Annotated in this window: 21 protein-coding genes; 14 read left to right on the top strand and 7 right to left on the bottom strand. The window is 65.3% G+C overall.

What is annotated here, in order from left to right; translation table 11 throughout:
- Position 1: 1 nt before the first annotated feature.
- Positions 2-739, top strand: coding sequence for a precorrin-2 C(20)-methyltransferase (locus tag BOO69_RS17285; RefSeq protein ID WP_071973297.1), 738 nt, complete (start codon positions 2-4; stop codon positions 737-739).
- On the top strand, positions 736-1,470 hold the full coding sequence (gene cobJ / locus BOO69_RS17280) for a precorrin-3B C(17)-methyltransferase (RefSeq protein WP_071973296.1): 735 nt from the start codon (positions 736-738) through the stop codon (positions 1,468-1,470). Before BOO69_RS17285 ends, cobJ begins: the two co-directional genes overlap by 4 nt.
- Here the strand turns inward: cobJ and BOO69_RS17275 are convergent.
- Complete coding sequence (locus tag BOO69_RS17275; RefSeq protein WP_071973295.1) at positions 1,446-2,192, bottom strand: cobalt-precorrin-6A reductase; 747 nt, start codon at positions 2,190-2,192, stop codon at positions 1,446-1,448. The genes cobJ and BOO69_RS17275 overlap by 25 nt on opposite strands.
- 1 nt (position 2,193) lies before the next feature.
- Here BOO69_RS17275 and cbiE point away from each other — a divergent pair, with 1 nt between their 5' ends.
- The 7 genes from cbiE to cobF are packed head-to-tail and all read left to right on the top strand — an operon-like array spanning position 2,194 to position 7,625.
- Positions 2,194-3,375, top strand: a complete 1,182-nt coding sequence (gene cbiE / locus BOO69_RS17270) for a precorrin-6y C5,15-methyltransferase (decarboxylating) subunit CbiE (protein WP_071973294.1) — start codon at positions 2,194-2,196, stop codon at positions 3,373-3,375.
- Positions 3,357-3,740 carry a cobalamin biosynthesis protein gene (locus BOO69_RS17265; protein ID WP_335743926.1) on the top strand — a complete coding sequence of 128 codons (384 nt, stop codon included), beginning with the start codon at positions 3,357-3,359 and terminating at the stop codon, positions 3,738-3,740. Before cbiE ends, BOO69_RS17265 begins: the two co-directional genes overlap by 19 nt.
- 10 nt (positions 3,741-3,750) lie before the next feature.
- Positions 3,751-4,536: a precorrin-4 C(11)-methyltransferase gene (gene cobM, locus BOO69_RS17260; RefSeq protein WP_071973292.1), complete on the top strand. Its 786-nt coding sequence runs from the start codon at positions 3,751-3,753 to the stop codon at positions 4,534-4,536.
- A complete protein-coding gene (locus BOO69_RS17255) occupies positions 4,533-5,855 on the top strand; it encodes a cobyrinate a,c-diamide synthase (RefSeq protein WP_071973291.1) in 1,323 nt (440 codons plus the stop codon). Before cobM ends, BOO69_RS17255 begins: the two co-directional genes overlap by 4 nt.
- Entirely contained in the window at positions 5,855-6,580 is a 726-nt protein-coding gene (gene cobA, locus BOO69_RS17250) for a uroporphyrinogen-III C-methyltransferase (RefSeq protein WP_071973895.1), read from the top strand. Before BOO69_RS17255 ends, cobA begins: the two co-directional genes overlap by 1 nt.
- Positions 6,577-6,879, top strand: a complete 303-nt coding sequence (locus BOO69_RS17245) for a DUF1636 family protein (RefSeq protein ID WP_071973290.1) — start codon at positions 6,577-6,579, stop codon at positions 6,877-6,879. The genes cobA and BOO69_RS17245 overlap by 4 nt, the downstream gene beginning before the upstream one ends.
- Complete coding sequence (gene cobF / locus BOO69_RS17240) at positions 6,876-7,625, top strand: precorrin-6A synthase (deacetylating) (protein WP_071973289.1); 750 nt, start codon at positions 6,876-6,878, stop codon at positions 7,623-7,625. Before BOO69_RS17245 ends, cobF begins: the two co-directional genes overlap by 4 nt.
- Here the strand turns inward: cobF and arfB are convergent.
- The 5 genes from arfB to BOO69_RS17215 form a co-directional block, all read right to left on the bottom strand.
- Positions 7,622-8,044 (bottom strand): alternative ribosome rescue aminoacyl-tRNA hydrolase ArfB, encoded by a 423-nt coding sequence (gene arfB, locus BOO69_RS17235; RefSeq protein WP_071973288.1) that lies wholly within the window; start codon positions 8,042-8,044, stop codon positions 7,622-7,624. The two genes, cobF and arfB, sit on opposite strands and share 4 nt — an antisense overlap.
- Positions 8,045-8,432: 388 nt before the next feature.
- Positions 8,433-9,053 (bottom strand): queuosine precursor transporter, encoded by a 621-nt coding sequence (locus BOO69_RS17230; protein ID WP_071973287.1) that lies wholly within the window; start codon positions 9,051-9,053, stop codon positions 8,433-8,435.
- Positions 9,054-9,146: 93 nt separating this feature from the next.
- Positions 9,147-9,989, bottom strand: coding sequence for an esterase-like activity of phytase family protein (locus BOO69_RS17225; protein ID WP_172839555.1), 843 nt, complete (start codon positions 9,987-9,989; stop codon positions 9,147-9,149).
- Positions 9,990-10,006: 17 nt separating this feature from the next.
- Complete coding sequence (gene mepA / locus BOO69_RS17220; protein WP_071973286.1) at positions 10,007-10,945, bottom strand: penicillin-insensitive murein endopeptidase; 939 nt, start codon at positions 10,943-10,945, stop codon at positions 10,007-10,009.
- Positions 10,942-12,315, bottom strand: coding sequence for an MFS transporter (locus BOO69_RS17215; protein ID WP_071973285.1), 1,374 nt, complete (start codon positions 12,313-12,315; stop codon positions 10,942-10,944). The genes mepA and BOO69_RS17215 overlap by 4 nt, the downstream gene beginning before the upstream one ends.
- Positions 12,316-12,482: 167 nt before the next feature.
- On the opposite strand from BOO69_RS17215, the gene BOO69_RS17210 reads away from it, so the two are divergent.
- Entirely contained in the window at positions 12,483-12,809 is a 327-nt protein-coding gene (locus tag BOO69_RS17210; RefSeq protein WP_071973284.1) for a BLUF domain-containing protein, read from the top strand.
- On the opposite strand, the gene BOO69_RS17205 is transcribed toward BOO69_RS17210, so the two are convergent.
- A complete protein-coding gene (locus BOO69_RS17205) occupies positions 12,780-13,352 on the bottom strand; it encodes an acyl-CoA thioesterase (protein ID WP_071973283.1) in 573 nt (190 codons plus the stop codon). The two genes, BOO69_RS17210 and BOO69_RS17205, sit on opposite strands and share 30 nt — an antisense overlap.
- 123 nt (positions 13,353-13,475) lie before the next feature.
- On the opposite strand from BOO69_RS17205, the gene BOO69_RS17200 reads away from it, so the two are divergent.
- The 4 genes from BOO69_RS17200 (at position 13,476) to recQ (ending at position 17,694) form a co-directional block, all read left to right on the top strand.
- On the top strand, positions 13,476-13,763 hold the full coding sequence (locus BOO69_RS17200; RefSeq protein WP_071973282.1) for a YggT family protein: 288 nt from the start codon (positions 13,476-13,478) through the stop codon (positions 13,761-13,763).
- A 138-nt stretch (positions 13,764-13,901) separates the two neighbouring features.
- Positions 13,902-14,519, top strand: a complete 618-nt coding sequence (locus BOO69_RS17195) for a sulfotransferase domain-containing protein (RefSeq protein WP_156874957.1) — start codon at positions 13,902-13,904, stop codon at positions 14,517-14,519.
- Positions 14,520-14,550: 31 nt separating this feature from the next.
- On the top strand, positions 14,551-15,564 hold the full coding sequence (locus tag BOO69_RS17190; RefSeq protein WP_071973280.1) for a hypothetical protein: 1,014 nt from the start codon (positions 14,551-14,553) through the stop codon (positions 15,562-15,564).
- Between the two features lie 75 nt (positions 15,565-15,639).
- Positions 15,640-17,694: a DNA helicase RecQ gene (gene recQ, locus BOO69_RS17185; protein ID WP_071973279.1), complete on the top strand. Its 2,055-nt coding sequence runs from the start codon at positions 15,640-15,642 to the stop codon at positions 17,692-17,694.
- Positions 17,695-17,697: the final 3 nt, after the last annotated feature.

Here is a 17,697-nt window from a genome sequence, read left to right as displayed (position 1 = left end):
GATGGGCAGGATCATCTGTGCCGGGCTCGGCCCCGGCGACCCCGAACTCATGAGCGTCAAGTCGGACCGCGTGATCCGCGGCGCGCGTCACCTGGCGTTCTTTCGCAAGAAGGGCCGTGCGGGACAGGCGCGGACCATCGTCCGGGACATGCTGCGAGACGACGTCATCGAGTATCCGATGGAGTATCCGGTCACGACCGAGCTGCGCTTTGACAGTGCGGAGTATCGAAAGCTGCTCGTGGATTTCTATGCAGAGTGGGCCGACCGTCTGGCGGACCTCGCACGGAAACACGAGGTCGTCGTGCTTTGCGAGGGCGACCCCTTCTTCTACGGCTCCTTCATGCATCTGCACACCCGGTTGCAGGGTCGGGCCGAGGTGGAGGTTCTGCCGGCGATACCCGGTATGGTGGGGTGCTGGAACGCGCTCGACATGCCTTTCACCTGGGGAGACGACGTGATGTCGGTCCTCATGGGGACACTGCCCGACGCCGATCTCGTCGCCCACATGGAACGCGCGGATGCGCTGGTCATCATGAAGACGGGGCGCAACATGCCCCGCGTGCGCGCCGCGCTCGAGCGGACCGGTCGGCTTGAGGACGCGTGGCTTGTCGAGAAAGGCACGATGCCCGGCCAGCGTGTCGCGCGTCTGGCAGAGGTGGACGACGACGATTGCCCATATTTCGCGATCGTGCTTGTGCACGGACAGGGCCGTCGTCCGGAGGCGGAGCTGGACGCATGAGCGGCTGGGTCGCCATCGCGGGGCTGGGGCCGGGGCGCGAGGATCTGGTAACGCCCGAGGTCTCGGCCATGCTGGCCGAGGCGACGGACGTCATAGGCTATATTCCGTATGTCAAACGTGTCGCCCCGCGCGACGGTCTGACCCTGCACCCCAGTGACAACCGGGTCGAGATCGACCGCGCGACCCACGCGCTGCGGCTGGCCGCCGAGGGACGACGGGTGGCGGTGGTATCCGGTGGCGATCCGGGCGTTTTCGCCATGGCCTCCGCCGTGTTCGAGGCCTTGGAGGCAAAGCCGGAATTCGCGGGGTCGGATATTCGGGTGCTGCCCGGCATCACCGCGATGCTGGCCGCCGCGGCGCGCGCGGGTGCACCCTTGGGCCACGATTTCTGCGCGATCAACCTCAGCGACAACCTCAAGCCCTGGGCGGTGATCGAACGTCGGCTGAGGCTCGCCGCGCAGGCGGATTTCGCCATGGCCTTCTACAACCCCCGATCCAGATCCCGCCCGCACCAGTTCGGCGACGCGCTGGCGATCCTGCGTGAAGAATGCGCGCCTGAGCGTCTGGTCACGTTCGCCCGCGCCATCAGCCGCCCGGACGAGGCGCTGAAAACCGTCACACTGGCCGAAGCGACGGCCGAGATGGCAGATATGCAAACGGTGGTCCTGGTCGGAAATTCGGAAACCCGGATGGTAGGACGGTACGTCTACACGCCGCGCTCCGCGTCGTGACCCAGCCAGTTCATCACCTTTTCCACGTCATGCGCGACGGTGTCGCCGGGAAGAAGGGGCCGGTGCGCCATGATCACCGGCAACCCGAGCGCGCGCGCGGCATCCAGTTTGGCACGGGCGCCGCTGCCCCCGGCATTCTTGCAAAGAACATGCGTGATACGGTGTTCTTGCATCAGGGCGGTATCGCCCTGTGCCGTGAAGGGGCCGCGCGCGATGACGATCGTGGTGTCGGGCAACGGCAACGGTGCGTCTGGCGGGTCGACGAGCCGCAGCATGTAATGATGTTGCGGGCGGCCTGCGAACAGGCCGATCTGTTGCTTGCCGATGGCAAGAAACGCCCGGCAGGGTGCGTCCGGCAGCGCGCCGGGCAGATCCTCCACGGTCGGGACGAACCGCCAGTCGTCTCCGGGACCGGGCTGCCAGGCAGGTCGCTCCAGCCGCATCAGGGGGGTGCCCGTGCTGACGCAGGCCGCGTGGGCATTCCGGCTCATGCCCGCGGCAAAAGGATGGGTCGCGTCGATCACGTGCGTGATGGCGTGATCGTGCAGATAGCTTTCCAACCCCGCCACGCCGCCAAAGCCGCCCGTCCGTTGGGGCAGGGGCTGGGCCACGGGCGCCTTGGTTCTTCCGGCGTAGGAGAACGTCGCGTCGATCCCGGCCCGCGCCAGCGTCAGGGCCATCTCGCTTGCCTCGGTCGTGCCGCCCAGCAGAAGGATGTTCATGATGGGTGATCCGTGGCTCAGTATCGTGGGGATGCCGCACGATAGCGCAGCGCAACTGCCCCCCGCAAGTCGGGCTGCGATCGACGCCGCCGAGGTCATCTTTGGCGGTCCGAGGCACCTCGAACTCGCCGGCGCGCGTGAGCGGGGCCGGGCGTGGCCCGTACCTTTCGCGATCGACCCCGTGCTCGAGGTCCGGGGGCGACAGGTCGTGGTGCTGGCTTCCGGGGATCCGTTCTGGTTCGGTGCCGGTGGCAGCTTGTCGTCGCATCTGGCGCCGGGTGAGTGGCGCGTGCTGCCCGCCGCCTCTACCTTTTCGCTTGTGGCGGGCGCCCTTGGCTGGCGCTTGGAAGACGTGACGTGCCACGGTCTGCACGCCGCGCCGATCGCCCAGTTGCGGGGCGTCCTCGCGCCGCGCCGCCGTATGATTTGCCTTGTGCGGGATGGCGCGGCACCCGCGGAGCTGGCACGATGGTTGACCGCCGAAGGTGCGGGTGCGGCGCGGCTCACGGTCTGCGAACGCATGGGCGGCGCAGAGCAGCGGATGCGCGAGACGACGGCAGCTATGTTCGACATTGCCGATATTTCCGCTCCGGTCGCGGTGGCAGTGGCACTGCCCGAAGATGTCGGCCTGCCGCGCAGTTCCGGCCTGCCGGACGATCTCTTTGCGAATGATGGGCAGATCACGAAGCGCCCCGTGCGCGCGCTGACCCTGTCCGCGCTTGGCCCGCGCCCCGGTGAAACACTGTGGGACATCGGGGCCGGCTCCGGCTCCATTTCGGTGGAGTGGTGTCTGGCGGGCGGCCGCGCAGAGGCGTTTGAAAAGCACGCGGCGCGGGTCGAAAACATCGCGTCCAACGCGGATCGTTTCGGCATCGCTCACCGTCTTGCGGTGCATCACGGGGATGCGGCAGGCATGATCGGGGACCGAACCGCGCCCGACGCCGTCTTTGTGGGAGGGGGCGGCAGCGATGCGCTTTTCGACAGCCTGTTCTCGCAGTTGCCGGGTGGCACCCGGTTGGTTGCCAACGGTGTCACGCTGGAAACCGAAGCGCGGTTCGCCCGGCTTCAGGCCGAGAAAGGCGGGAGCCTGCTTCGCATCGAACTGGCCGAGGCCGCTCCGCTGGGGCGGATGCGCGGCTGGCAACCGCTGCGCCCGGTGGTTCAATGGAGCGTGACGCTATGAAGGTCGTGGGTATCGGATTTCGCGCGGCGGCCGATCTGGCCAGCCTTCAGGATGCGCTGCAGCAGGTGCTGGACGTGTCAGATGACGTCCGGATCGACGCGGTGGTAACGGAAGCCGCCAAGGCTCGGGAGGCCGTTTTTCGCGAGTTCGCCCAGGTTCTTGGCGTGCCGGGCCTCGGGGTGACTGTCGAAGACCTGGGCCAGATGATAACGCCCACCCAGTCAGAGCGGATACAGGACAGGTTCGGCACAGGGTCTCTGGCAGAAGCGGCTGCGCTGGCCGCCGCCGGTCCACAGGCCCGTCTGGTTGCACCGCGTGTCGTGTCACGCGATGGTATGGCCACGGCTGCGTTGGCGGAAAGTTGAGAGGAATAGCATGACGGTTCATTTCATCGGGGCAGGGCCGGGGGCCGCCGACCTGATCACCTTGCGGGGGCGCGACCTGATCGCGGCGTGTCCGGTATGCCTGTACGCGGGGTCGCTGGTGCCCGAAGCGCTGCTGGCCCATTGCCCCGAAGGTGCGCGTATCGTCAACACCGCCCGGATGTCGTTGGACGACATCATGGAGGAAATCGCCCGCGCTCATGCCGCAGGGCACGATGTGGCGCGTCTGCACTCCGGCGACCTGTCGGTCTGGTCGGCGATGGGGGAACAGCTGCGCCGTTTGCGCGCGCTGGACATCCCCTACGACGTGACCCCGGGGGTACCTTCCTTTGCCGCCGCTGCCGCGGCGCTGAACGCTGAACTGACCCTTCCGGGCGTCGTGCAATCGGTTGTGCTGACCCGCACTTCCGGCCGCGCGACGGCCATGCCCGAAGGAGAGACACTGGAAAACTTTGCCCGTACCGGGGCGACGCTCGCGATCCACCTGTCGGTCCATGTGCTGGACCGGGTCGTGACCGAGCTGACGCCGCATTATGGCGCGGATTGCCCCGTGGCTGTCGTCTGGCGCGCCAGCTGGCCGGATCAACGGGTCGTGCGGGCGACACTCGCCACGTTGCAGACCGCCATCGGAGAAGAGATGGAGCGCACTGCCCTCATCCTTGTCGGCCATGCCATCGGGGCCGAGGATTTTGCAGAGAGCCGGCTCTACGCGGAAGATTACGATCGTCGCTTCAGGCCAGTGGGCACGGACCCCCGTTTCCCGGAGACGGCGGAATGATTCCACCCGGCCTGATGATATCCGCTCCGTCGTCGGGTACCGGCAAGACGACGCTGATGCTGGGGCTGCTGGCAGCCTTCCGCGCGCGGGGGGTGAACGTGCAGCCCTTCAAGAGCGGCCCGGACTATATTGATCCTGCGTTCCATACGGCCGCGTCTGGTCTGGCGTCCTTCAATCTCGACAGCTGGTCAATGGACCGCGCGGTCATCGACGGTCTGGTGGGCAACGCGCGTGGTGCCGATCTGGTCCTCGCCGAAGGATCGATGGGCCTGTTCGACGGTGTCGCGGTTCCGGGCGCCTGCGGCAACGGCGCGAGCGCCGACATCGCGGCGCACATGGGCTGGCCGGTGGTGCTGGTGCTGGACGTTTCCGGCGCGGCGCAATCAGTGGCCGCGACCGCGCGGGGATTCCGCGACATGCGCCCGGACGTGTCACTGGCCGGGGTCGTGTTGAACCGCGTGGCCTCGCCCCGGCACGAAACGCTGGTACGCGCGGGCATGGACGAGGTCGGCATAAGGGTGCTCGGCTCTCTGCCAAGGCAGAACGGAATCGAGTTGCCAGAGCGTCACCTTGGCCTCGTGCAGGCGGGCGAGCAGGAAAATCTGCCGCAGATCCTGTCGGAAGCGGCGGAGTTCATCGCGGGCCATGTGGACCTCGATGCGTTGCGCGCGGCGGCGGCAGGAACCCTTCACAGCGCACCGCCCCCTGCGGCCATCCAGCCGCCCGGCCAACGGATCGCGCTGGCGCAGGACAATGCCTTCGCCTTTGTCTATCCGCATCTGCTCGCCGGGTGGCGTACTGCCGGGGCCGAGGTCGTGCCGTTCTCGCCCTTGGCGGACGAGGGGCCGGACCCGGACGCCGATGTCTGCTGGTTGCCGGGAGGCTATCCCGAACTGCATGCCGGCGCGCTGGCGGCGGCGGATCGGTTCCGTCACAGCCTGCAGTCGTTCGCGAAGACGCGCCCGGTTCATGGAGAGTGTGGCGGGTACATGGCGATGGGCGCCGGCTTGGTGGACAAGGACGGCACGCGGCACGAAATGGCGGGGCTCCTGGGCCTTGAAACCTCCTTTGCCAAGCGAAAGATGCACCTGGGATACCGCAAGGCGGATCTGAATGCCGCCATCCCCGGGCAAACCATACGGGGCCGTCTGCGCGGCCACGAGTTCCATTATGCGACCATTCTCGATGAACCGGATGAACCGCTGGCGCGGATCACCGACAGCAACGATCTGGAGGTGCCCGAAACCGGTTCAGTGCGCCGTTTCGATGGGGGCGGCGTTGCCACCGGCACGTTCTTTCACATGATCGGGGATGGATGATGAGCGGCTTCGTTTCCTTCGTGTCGTCCGGGCCCGGTGATCCTGAGCTTCTGACCGTCAAGGCGGTGGACCGGCTTCGGACGGCGGAAGTGATCCTGTTCGACGACCTCAGCTCCGGCCCGATCCTTGAGCATGCAAATGCCGATGCCGACTTGATCGGCGTGGGAAAACGCGCCGGTCGCGCGTCCCCCAAGCAGGATCACGTGAGCCGGGTCTTGGTCGATCACGCGGCAGCGGGAATGCGTGTTGTCCGGCTGAAATCCGGCGACAGCGGCATGTTTGGCCGACTGGAGGAAGAGATCACGGCCCTGCGTGCCGCGGGCATCCCATTCGAGATCATTCCCGGCGTCACGTCCGCCTCCGCTGCGGCCGCCGCCGCGGGCATTCCGCTGACCCGGCGACTGACGGCGCGGCGCGTTCAATTCATCACCGGCGCGGACGTGACGGGTGAGCTTCCAGCGGACGTGAACATGGCGGCTCTCGCCGATCCTCTCGCCACGACGGTAATCTACATGGGCAAGCGGACCTTTCCCGGCCTCGCCACGCGCCTGCTGGAACATGGCATGTCGCCGGACACCCCCGCGCTTCTGGCCGAAGCGGTCTCGACCCCTGCGGAGAAGGTTCAGTGGTTCACCCTGTCCACGCTTGCCACCTACCTCGAGACGACGACCAGCACGACGCCGGCGCTGATCTTCTACGGGGCACTCGCGGAGCCGGGCACATGACGGTGTACGTCTGCGGATCATGCCCCGATGGTCCTGCGCTGCTCGAGGCGGTGCGACGGGATCTGCCTTCCGAGACCGTGCGGCGGATCGATTGCATGTCGGGCTGCACCCGGCCGCAGACCGTCGCCTTCCGGGACGCGGGCAAGGTCGCCTACCTGTTCGGCGATATCACGACAGAAGACATCGGCGACCTTCGCCGCTTTGCCGCGCTATACGCCGATTCCGCCGACGGGACGTTTGCCGACGCGCGTGTTCTGGGCGATCTGCGGATGAAAGCCATCGCGCGGATACCGGGATGAGTGCAATCGACCTGACCCTGATCGGCATCGGCACCGGCAACCCGGAGCACCTGACGCTGCAAGCCATCCGCGCGATGAATGCTCAGGACATGATCCTGATCCCGAGGAAGGGGCCCGGAAAGGCCGACCTGGCGGAGTTGCGGCGCGCGATTTGCGACGAGGTGCTCACAGGAAAGGGCACGCGCATCGTCGAATTCGATCTGCCGGTGCGGGACGAACGCACCGCGGACTACCGGCAGAGGGTGGATGACTGGCATGACGAGATCGCGGGCGCCTGGAAAGCTGCAATGGCGGAATACCCGGAGGCTTCCCGCATTGCGCTGTTGGTCTGGGGCGATCCTTCGCTCTATGACAGCACGCTGCGGATCGCCGCCCGGTTGCGACCCGCGCCGCGGGTCGCGGTAATCCCCGGTATCACCTCGCTTCAGGCGCTCACGGCGACCCATGCCATCCCGATCAACGAAATCGGGGCACCCTTTCTGGTGACGACTGGGCGGAGGTTGCGCAACGAAGGCTGGCCCGTTGGCGTCGACACGCTCGCCGTGATGCTGGACGGCGATTGCGCCTTCACAGCTCTTGATCCGGCCGGCCTGCACATCTGGTGGGGGGCTTACGTCGGCATGGCCGAGGAGATTACGTGTGCGGGGCCGTTGGCCGACGTGTCTGAACGGATCGTGCGGATGCGGGCCGAAGCACGAGAGCGGCACGGATGGATCATGGACATCTACATCCTGCGCCGACATTAGTCGTTCGGATCGACCTTCCCGCGCAGGGCTTTCACCTCGCCTCGCACCTTCTTTGACTTCAGCCGCCGCTTCTTTGATCCCAGCGTCGGGCGGGTCGGGATCCGGCGCTTGGGAGGCGTGAGAGCCTTCCTGATCAGCTCTGCCAGGCGGTCCCGCGCGATGTCGCGGTTGCGCGCCTGGCTGCGGGTTTCGTCGCATTGCAGGATCAGGGCACCTTCGTTCGTCCAGCGTCGGCCCGCCAGCCGACGCAGGCGTGTCTTGACGGGGCCGGTGAGGGACGGGGACGTCGCGGCCTCGAACCTCAGTTCGACCGCGGTGGCGACCTTGTTCACGTTCTGCCCGCCGGGCCCCGAGGAGCGTACGAAGCTTTCGGTGATTTCCCAGTCCTGAATGGCGACCTTGTCGGTGATCCTGAGCATTTTCGCATTCTCGCATCTGGCGGGCGGGATTTGAACATCGAAAAGGGCCGCCCCGGCAGGAGCGGCCCAATCGTAGCTTTGGCGAATGGATTGAGGAGGTGGGTCGGTTAGACCATCAGTCCACTCGGAATCTCTTCTGTCAGGGGCTGCCCTAGCAGGAGGTTCTCCGAGCTGTTCCGACACCTCGCTCCAATACCTTTCTTGACACTGGATCACCTCCTTTTCATTTGTTGAACTCACCTTGAGGGTTGCACAGGTTTCTGCAAACGCAAAGCGATTTCTTGCGGAGCGTGTGATCCGCCCGCGCGGCCCCGCCACACGGGCTTCATTTTTATACATGGGGGCCGTCGCGCCGGGTTTTTCGGACGGCCTACCTCAAGCCGCCGGGTCAGGCCGACCGCATCAGCCTTGCCGTGACGATGCGGAAGGGGATCAGGGCGACAAGCGCGATGGACAGTTTCACCGCCCAATCCGCGACTGCCAGTGACACCCAGAGCGGTACGACCGGCCCCGCGCCCAGCAGGGGAAGCGGTTCCGACGCCCAGGACACATTCGTGGCCGGGTGAAGGAAGCTGAGGCTGGTCGAAAAGGCGATGGTAAAGAACAGCGCGGTGTCGATGCTGCTTCCGATCAGGGTGCTGACCAGCGGGGCCCGCCACCAGGTGCCGCCGCGCAGGGCCGCGAAGATCGAAACATCAATCATCTGCGCTGCCAGAAACGCGACGGCGGAGCCGATGGCAACGCGCAGTGTGACCAGCGGCCCGAATTCGCCCATGATCTGTGTCCCGACGAGCGAGCAGGCCAGGCCGACGACAAAGCCTACCATAACCACGCGACGGGCGGCGCTGGCGCCGTAGACCCGGTTCATGATGTCGGTAACGAAAAAGGCCAGCGGATAGGTGAAGGCGCCCCAGGTCAGCCATTGGCCGAACAGGAACTGGACGAGAATGTTCGAGGCCACGACGATGGCGGCCATGGCAATGATGCCGGGAAGATGTGTGCGTGTCATGTTTGAACCGTTTTTTGCAAGGGTGCGGCGACTTGGTCCGGATAAGGTCACCCGGACAGGGGCCCTCTAGTGCCAAAGCGGCGATGTTGCAAGCTATTCGGTCAGCATGAATTCGACGATCTGCGTTCGCTGGATGGGAAAGAAGTTGTCGTCCGAGATCGCGGTGATCCGTGTCTTCCCGTCGGCGTCCTGCCAGAGGCTGATGGATTCGAGGTTGTCGAACCTGCCGGGCGCCGAGGTCAGCAGCGTGACTTCTGCAAGATTTTCCGCGGCGGGGTCGAAGCGGCGGATGCGGCTGCGGAAACCCAGCGGCGTCACCGCCCGTTCCAGCAGATACAACAAACCGTCCGGGCCGAAGTCGGCCCCGACCGGACGGAAGGGGCCGCGGCCGGGGATCACGGTGCCGATGTTCCACTCGCGGCCGTCGAAAACATAGACGGGATACCCGCCGTTACGTCCCCCGCGGCTTTCGGGTACGGCAAACACCCGTCCGTCGGTGTGAACCGCCAGAGCCTCCAGCCCCCCGTTGTCTGGAAACCCCGCGAAGTCCGGATGGTCGGGGAGGCGCCCCGCCGCCCCGGTGTCGAGGTTCAATCGCCCGACACGATGATCGTGTTCGAACGACACATAGGCGGCGCCGTCGTCGGTGATTGCCAGCCCTTCGACATCCGCCGCGTCGCCCTTGGCGGGCGTGCCGTCTAGATAGGTGATCGGCGTATGCCGCAGGGTGGTGATAGCGACGATGCGGCCCGCCTCGCGGGTCAGGCGGATCCGGACCAGCGTTGCCCTGTCGGTAACCAGATCTGCCGTCTGGCCGTCGGCGCTGGTCTCGAGGCCGGAAAAACCGCCGAACCACTTACCTGGCTCGCGCCACACGGTTTCCGATACAAGGGTCAGCGTATCCGCCCGCGCAAGGAGCGCGGAGGCCAGGACCATTGCGATGGTCAGCGGGATCAGTCTTCGAGGACGGATTTGCATTGCGCCGGCAGGTCCGCCAGCACCAGTTCACGCTTCGGCTTGGGGGCAGGCGCATTCGGGTCGCGCTTTTTTGGCAGCGGCGGATTCAGGATGTTCTGCTGCCACTGAACGGCGTCGGCACAGCCATCGCCCGGCGGCGGCGGGGCCTGGTTCACGCATCCGCGCGCGCCCTTGGGACAGGCCAGCCGGACGTGAAAATGATAATGGTGACCGTACCAGGGGCGGATCTTGCGCAGGTAGCTGCGGTCGCCCTTCTCGTCCGCGCACATCTGCACCTTGGCCCCCGGAAAGACAAAGATGCGTTCGACGCGCGGATCCTTGGCCGCTGCCTTGAGAATGTTGTGGTGCGCCTGTGTCCACGAACTGTTCACGTAGGCGCCGTTCGCCCGGCGCATGGAGATCGAGGAAATGCTCTCGCGCTGCTGGCGGCTGAGCGACAGAGACTTCGGCGGAAGCATCCAGATATCGGCATCCAGCCCGATCTGGTGGCTGGCGTGCCCGGTCAGCATCGGTCCACCACGCGGTTGGCTCATGTCACCGACGTAAAGCCCGGCCCAACCCGGTTGGGTCGCGGCATAGGCCGACAGCTTCTTGACCATGTCGATGGTTTCGGGATGGGCCCAGTTCCGGTTGCGCGACAGGCGCATTGCCTGCCAGGTCGGCCCGGTTTCAGGCAGCTGCGCGCCGCCGGCCATGCATCCCTTGGCGTAGCTGCCGTAAGCGGCGGGCGATTGCGAAGATGCAAAGCTCTTGGCGCCGAACAGGCGCTTCGCCTCGACGTTGGAAAGGGCGCCTCCGGAAGATCCTATGGTGGGCAGCACCTCGGGTGCGCCGCTGATGTCGCGCGAACCGCCCCCGCAGGACGCGAGGGTAAGGGCGAGCGCCACGATACCGAGGGTTCGGGTCAGGATCATTTTGCGAAATCTCCGTTTGGCCTGACCCATGCTAACAGGATCAGCCCGAGAATGAACAGCCCCACCACGGGGGTGATGCCCAATCTTTGGCTGCCGGTCAGGTCGCTGGTGACCGCGATCATGGCAGGCGCGAGAAAGGAGGTCGCCTTGCCCGAGAGGGCATAGAGCCCGAAGCTTTCGGTCATGCGATCGGGGTTGCCCTGCCGGGTCAGCATGTTGCGCGAAGAAGCCTGAAGCGCGCCCCCGGCGGCGCCGATCAGCGCCCCCGCGAGATAGAAGCAGATGTCGGGCAGGGCCGAGTTGTCGCCAACGTCGATCCCCAGCACCGAGGTCGGCGTGAGCGAGATGATCAGGACAGCGGTCAGGATCAGGGTCACACAGCAGAAGATGATGACCGGCATCGGTCCCACGCGCCGGTCGACGCGGCCGCCGACCCAGCAGAAGACCGCCCCGGAGATGGCGGCCAGGATACCGAAGATACCGATGTCGATGATGCTCCAGTTCAGGACGCCCAAGGCGTAGATGCCGCCGAATGTGTACATCCCGTTCAGACCGTCACGGTAGAACATCGACGACCCGAGGTAGGCCATCAGCGACGGGTGCCGGGGCAGGTTTCGAAGCGTGCGGACGAGGTCGGACAATCCTTTGCCAAGCTGATACCGCTTCGCGTCCGCCTTGGGCAGGTCGCGGGTGTAGAGAAAGAAGGGGATCATGAACACGGCGTACCAGACGGCGGTCAGCGGGCCGACGACGCGGGTATCCGCCTCGGTCGCGGTGTCCAGTCCGAACAGCGGCGTGAGGCCCGCCATCGTCCTGCCGGTGTCGCCCGCCTGGAACAGGCCGATCATCAGGATCAACGCCACCACGCCGCCGACATAGCCGAACGCCCAACCCGATCCTGAAATGCGTCCGCGTTCGCCGGGATCGGGGTCGAGCTCGGGAAGGTAGGAATTGGTGAAGATGGTGGCGAACTCCATCCCGATCAGCCCGATGCCGAAGAAAAACAGCGCCCAGAGGATCGAGAAGTCCTGCGGCGCGGTCCACCAGAGCGCGCCTGCACCAATGACGTAAAGCGCGGAGAACACCCAGATCCAGGGCATCCGCTTGCCCGAACTGTCCGCGATGGCGCCGAGGACCGGCGCCAGCACGGCGATCAGGATGCCGGTCACGGTCAATCCATAACCCCAATAGGCCTGCGCCTGCGCCTTGGCCACCTCGACGGCCATGCCGTCGGCGACCAGCGCCGCGGTGGCGGTCTGGGCGAAATAGGGGCCGAAGATGAAAGTCAGCATCAGCGTGTTGTAGGGCTGGCTTGCCCAGTCGAAGAAATACCAGCCCCAGATGCGCTTGCGCGGTGTGATTGTCGCCATGCCCGTTCCCCGTTCCCTTGCCGAAGGGTAGAGCAGGAAGGCGCTCGCACCGCAAGAAATGCTTTGCCGTTTACCGATCGGAGCATTGCCTGTTGCAACAATCGGTTTGCAATGCGAAAGGCGCGGCTTATGTCTCCCGACACGTTAGAATTTGCGAAAGACCCTACATGCTCCGACTGCTCTATTTCAGCACTGCGCAACCCAATCTCGACCCGGCTGAAATCGACAGCATCGTGGAAACTTCCCGGACCAGAAACGCCGAACGGGACATCACGGGCGCGCTCACCTACAACGGACGGAACTTCTGTCAGCTGCTGGAAGGCGAGGAGATTGCCGTCCGCGATCTCGTGGCGGCGATCCAGAGCGACCCTCGCCATAGCGGTTTCAAGATCATCGACGAAAAACGGATCGATGCCCGAGCCTTTCGGGACTGGTCGATGAAGCGGGTCGAGAATCTCGATTTTTCAAGCGTCATCAATGCGATGAATGTCTAGGTCCTGATCTTGCATCGGGGGCCAGGGGCGCAGGGCTTCGGTCTTGCACCATTCGACGATCCACGGCGGCATGGCGGGCGATACCTCTTGCAGTCCCATCGCGTCCAGCAGGTCATGTGGCGGGACGATGCCGTTGCTGTCCGTCACCGCCGCGCGGTACAGCACGTGGCTGGCGCACTCGCCGTTCGCCTTCCACATCGATTGTTCCAGATAGATGAACCGGTCGTCCCAGCAGACGGCTCGGCTGCGCATTTCGAACCGTTCGAAACCGTGGATCCGCCTGCGAAAGCGTGTGGATGACCCGGCCATGGTCAGACCCCAGCGCTTGCGCCGCAGAACCCCGATCAGCCCGGCGCGCTGCGCCATGGCGCTGCGGCCGATATCGTAGAGCGACAGCGCACGGCCATTGTTCAGCTCCAGCCAGAAATCGAGGTCATGGGGCCAGCACATGTGCCGGCTGACGTGCGTATCGGTCAGGCTGGAGAGCGGCGGCTGGCGGGTAGCCTTGATCACATGCCAGACGACGCGGGCGAACGGGAACATGGGCGGACTCCTTTGCTTCCGAAGTGCAACATCTGCGCCGCCCGTCAACCGCGACCTCGCGGCACTCTTGAGTCTCGGACCGTCTGCGCTTACCTCTGCCTTCACCGCAAGAAAGGGCCCGAGATGACGTCGCTGTTCCAAATCCTGATGTTGTTGCTGAACATCGTCTATTTCGTCGTGATCGCGCATGTCATCATGTCATGGCTGATCAACTTCCAGGTCCTGAACCTGCGGCAACCGCTCGTCGCGCAGATCTGGGATGGCCTGAACCGGCTGCTGGAACCCGTCTATTCCCGGGTGCGCCGGATCATTCCGCCGATGGGCGGACTGGACCTTGCCCCGTTGATCGTTCTGATCGGCGTGGCCGTGATCCGCATCGTGCTCATCAACAACGCTGCGGCCTTCTACTAGGGCATCCGCAGGGCGTCGGCCGCGACGCAAAGGGTTGGACTGCCGGACGCAACTGTGGTTTCAACAGGTCTGTGTCGTTACTTGGAGCCGGCAGTGGCCAGAACCTTCATCTCCTATCCCAAGTCCGGGCGATCGTGGTTGCGCTATGCGCTGACGGCAGTGGGGAAGGCGGACAGCATCGCGTTCCACCACGATGGTTTCGAATTCAACAGCAGCGCAATGGCACCCCATGATTTTTCGCTCGATGCGCGTGTGGAACGGTATCGCCAAGCCGGACCGATCGTCTATCTGGAGCGTGATCCGCGCGACGTGATGGTCAGCCTCTACCATCAGGTGACCGGCCGCTACGGCCACGCCTTCGACTTCGACGGCAGCATCAGCGACTTCATCCGGCACCCCTGGTTCGGAGCCGAGCCATTGCATCGGTTCAGACAGATATGGGCAACCCTCTGCGCGCGCGATATCGCCCTCAAGGTGACCTACGAAGAGGCGCACCGGGATTTCGGGGGGGTCCTGTCGCGCCTGACCTCTCATCTTGACATCGCGCTCACGCCAGAAGAGCTTGCCCGCGCGGAAGAAGCCGCGTGCTTCGACAACATGAGGAAGGTGGAGCAATCCGGAACGTTTCCGAAGAATTGGCTGCGCCCGAAAAACGGTTCGGCGAAGGTGCGCAGGGGCATCGTGGGTGGCTTTGCCGACAGCCTGCCCGATCGCGACATCGCCTATCTCGACCAGATTTTCGAGCTCGATTCCTGACGGGCGCTATGAACATGCGAAGGCTGCTCTCATGCTGATACGGACCGTTCTCGATTGCCGGCCCGACAGTCCCAAGTATCTTTGCGGGGTCCTTCTTCTCAGTGCGTCCTGGGCGCGGCGCGTGGCGCCGACCGCTCCGTTGGAGGTTTTGCTGATCGGCGACCCGCCCGAGACGCTTCTCGGCTTTTTCGCCAAAATGGGCGTGCGCTGGCAGATGGTGAATCCGGATCCGGAGCTCGCCTTCGTCCCCACCGGAAACACTCTTCTCGGCGCGGAGGCCCGCGGCGAGGAAGAGCGGATCCTTCTGGTCGACAACGACATCTGTTTCCTGAGCGATGTGAAGCCGCTCCTGGCGATCCCGCCAAACCGCATGGCCGGGGCGCCTGCGGGCAATGTGCGGGTCACGGAGGCACAATGGGCGGAGATCGAAAGCGCCCTCGATCTCGCGCCGCTGCGGCATCTCTGGACAGAGACGCAAAGCCAGATGGCCGCGTTGCAATCCGACGATGTCGAAATCCGGCAGAACACCCACACATACGTGAACGGGGGTGTGCTGCTGCTACCGCAGGATGACGCGTTCGTGGCGACCTGGCGCGACCACCTGCTTCGCATCGCGGCGCATTTCCGGGGCCATCCCCTACGCAGCAAGGCGGTGCTCGAATCCAACATGGCCGGACTGGCAACCGCCATCGGGGCGCACGGCGACTTCCAATGGCTGCCCGACGGGATGAACTGTCGCCACCGTTCGCTGCTGCTGAATGTGCTGCCCCTGGAAGAAATCGATATTCTGCACATGACCGGTGGTCCCGCCACGGAAGGTGATTTCCCGCCGGACAGTCATGTCTCCGCCTATGTCGCGGGGTATTGGCAAACGCGGGTGATGGACAAGCTAACCCTTCTTGAAACTGCCCACGGACCGCGCGCTTTCGCCGAAGCGACAGACACCGTGCGCGCCATCATGGCTGAGACCGCCGATCTCATCCGGGCGTACGACCTCGACGCGGTGATGGCCATGATCCTCGAAGAGCGCCGCGGGGCCCGATAATCGCCCCACAGGCCTTGTCCCCGATTCCCGTCTGTGAAATTTTGCGGCCATGCCTCAGGACCGCCGGTGACCCCCATGAAAACGCAAGATCACCCCGCCACTCGCCTGCTTCGCGACGTATTCGGCTTCGATGGCTTTCGTCCGGGTCAGGAAGAAATCGTGGAAGCGGTGACACAGGGCGAGAACGTGCTGGCGATCATGCCGACGGGCGGCGGAAAGTCCTTGTGCTTCCAGCTTCCCGCGCTGATGCGCGAAGGGGTGACCGTGGTGATTTCGCCCCTGATCGCGCTGATGCGGGATCAGGTCCGCGCGCTGCAGGAGGCAGGCGTCGGCGCCGGCGCCCTGACAAGCGGCAACACGCCCGAAGAAACGGATGCCGTGTGGCAGGGCCTCGAAGCGGGCACGCTGCGGCTGCTCTACATGGCGCCGGAACGGCTTGCCGCGGGATCCGTCACCAGCATGCTGCGACGGGTGGGCGTGAACCTGATCGCCGTGGACGAGGCGCATTGCGTCAGCCAGTGGGGCCACGATTTCCGGCCCGACTACCTGCGCATCGGTGAACTGCGGCGTGCGCTGGACGTGCCGCTGGCCGCCTTTACGGCCACGGCGGATGCGGAAACCCGCACGGAAATCGTGCAGAAGCTGTTCGACGGCAAGCCCCCCCGCGCCTTCCTGCGCGGTTTCGATCGGCCGAATATCCACCTTGCCTTTGCCGCCAAGAACAAGCCGCGCGACCAGATCCTGAATTTCGCCGCCGCGCGGCCCGGACAGTCCGGTATCGTCTACTGCGGCACCCGCGCCAAGACCGAGGGCATCGCGCGCGCCCTCGGTCAGGCCGGCCGGCGGGCAATCCACTACCACGGCGGCATGGATGCGGAGGACCGTCGTATCGCCGAACGGCAGTTCCAGCAGGAGGACGGCTTGATCGTCTGCGCCACGGTGGCCTTCGGGATGGGCGTGGACAAGCCCGATATCCGCTGGGTGGCCCACGCGGACCTGCCCAAGTCGATCGAGGCCTATTATCAGGAAATCGGACGCGCGGGGCGCGACGGCGCGCCTGCGGAGACCCTGACGCTTTTCGGCCCGGACGACATTCGCCTGCGCCGGTCCCAGATCGACGAAGGGCTGGCCCCGCCGGAACGCCGTGCGGCGGATCATGCCAGGCTCAACGCCCTGCTTGGCCTGGCCGAGGCGCTGACCTGCCGCCGAAAGAAGTTGTTGTCCTACTTCGACGAACATGACGTCGCCTGCGGCAACTGCGACTTGTGCGACACGCCACCGGAGGTATTCGACGGCACCACGGCGGTGCGCAAGGCGCTGTCCGCCATTCTGCGGACAGATGAATGGTTCGGTTCGGGCCACCTGATCGACATCCTGCTGGGGATAGGGACCGACAAGGTGAAGGCGCGGGGACACGATGACCTGCCGACTTTCGGTGTCGGTGGTGAATACGACCGGCGCCAGTGGCAGGCCGTGTTTCGCCAGATGATGGGTCACGATCTGATCCGGCCGGACCCGGAACGGCATGGCGCCCTGCGGATGACCGATGCGGCGCTGCCGATCCTGCGGGGAGAGGCCGAGATCGAGCTTCGCCGCGATACCATCGCGGCAGCGGGGGGTCCGCGCCGCCCCGCGGTCAAGGCGATGGTCAGCGAAGAGGACGCCCCCCTGCTGTCCGCGCTCAAGGCGAAACGCCGCGCGCTGGCCGAAGCGGCCAAGGTGCCCGCGTATATCATCTTTACCGACCGGACGCTGATCGAAATGGCCGAGACTCGCCCCGGCAATCTGGACGGGATGGCACGGATCGGGGGTGTTGGCGCCAAGAAGCTCGAGACCTACGGCGCGGAATTCCTGCGAGTCATCAACGGCGATGCCGAACGGATGCACCCCACGCGGCGCAAGCTTGCCGGGCGCACCGAAGGGTCCGTCTATGACAAGCTGTTGCAGGTCCAGGCCGATCTGGCGCGGGGCGAAGGCGGTACCGACAAGCCGCTCAGCTGCTCGGCGTCCCAACTTGCCAAGGTCGCCCGGTTGCACAACCCCGATGATGCCGCATTGGCCCGCCTGATCGGCGAACGCCGCGCCGAACGGTTCGGCGCGGCGTTTCTCGACATCCTGTCGGAGCGGTAGGCC

Origin of the sequence: Sulfitobacter alexandrii (assembly GCF_001886735.1) — a bacterium.
GTDB classification, from domain to species: Bacteria; Pseudomonadota; Alphaproteobacteria; order Rhodobacterales; family Rhodobacteraceae; genus Sulfitobacter; species Sulfitobacter alexandrii.
This window is presented reverse-complemented; position numbering and strand designations above follow the sequence as displayed.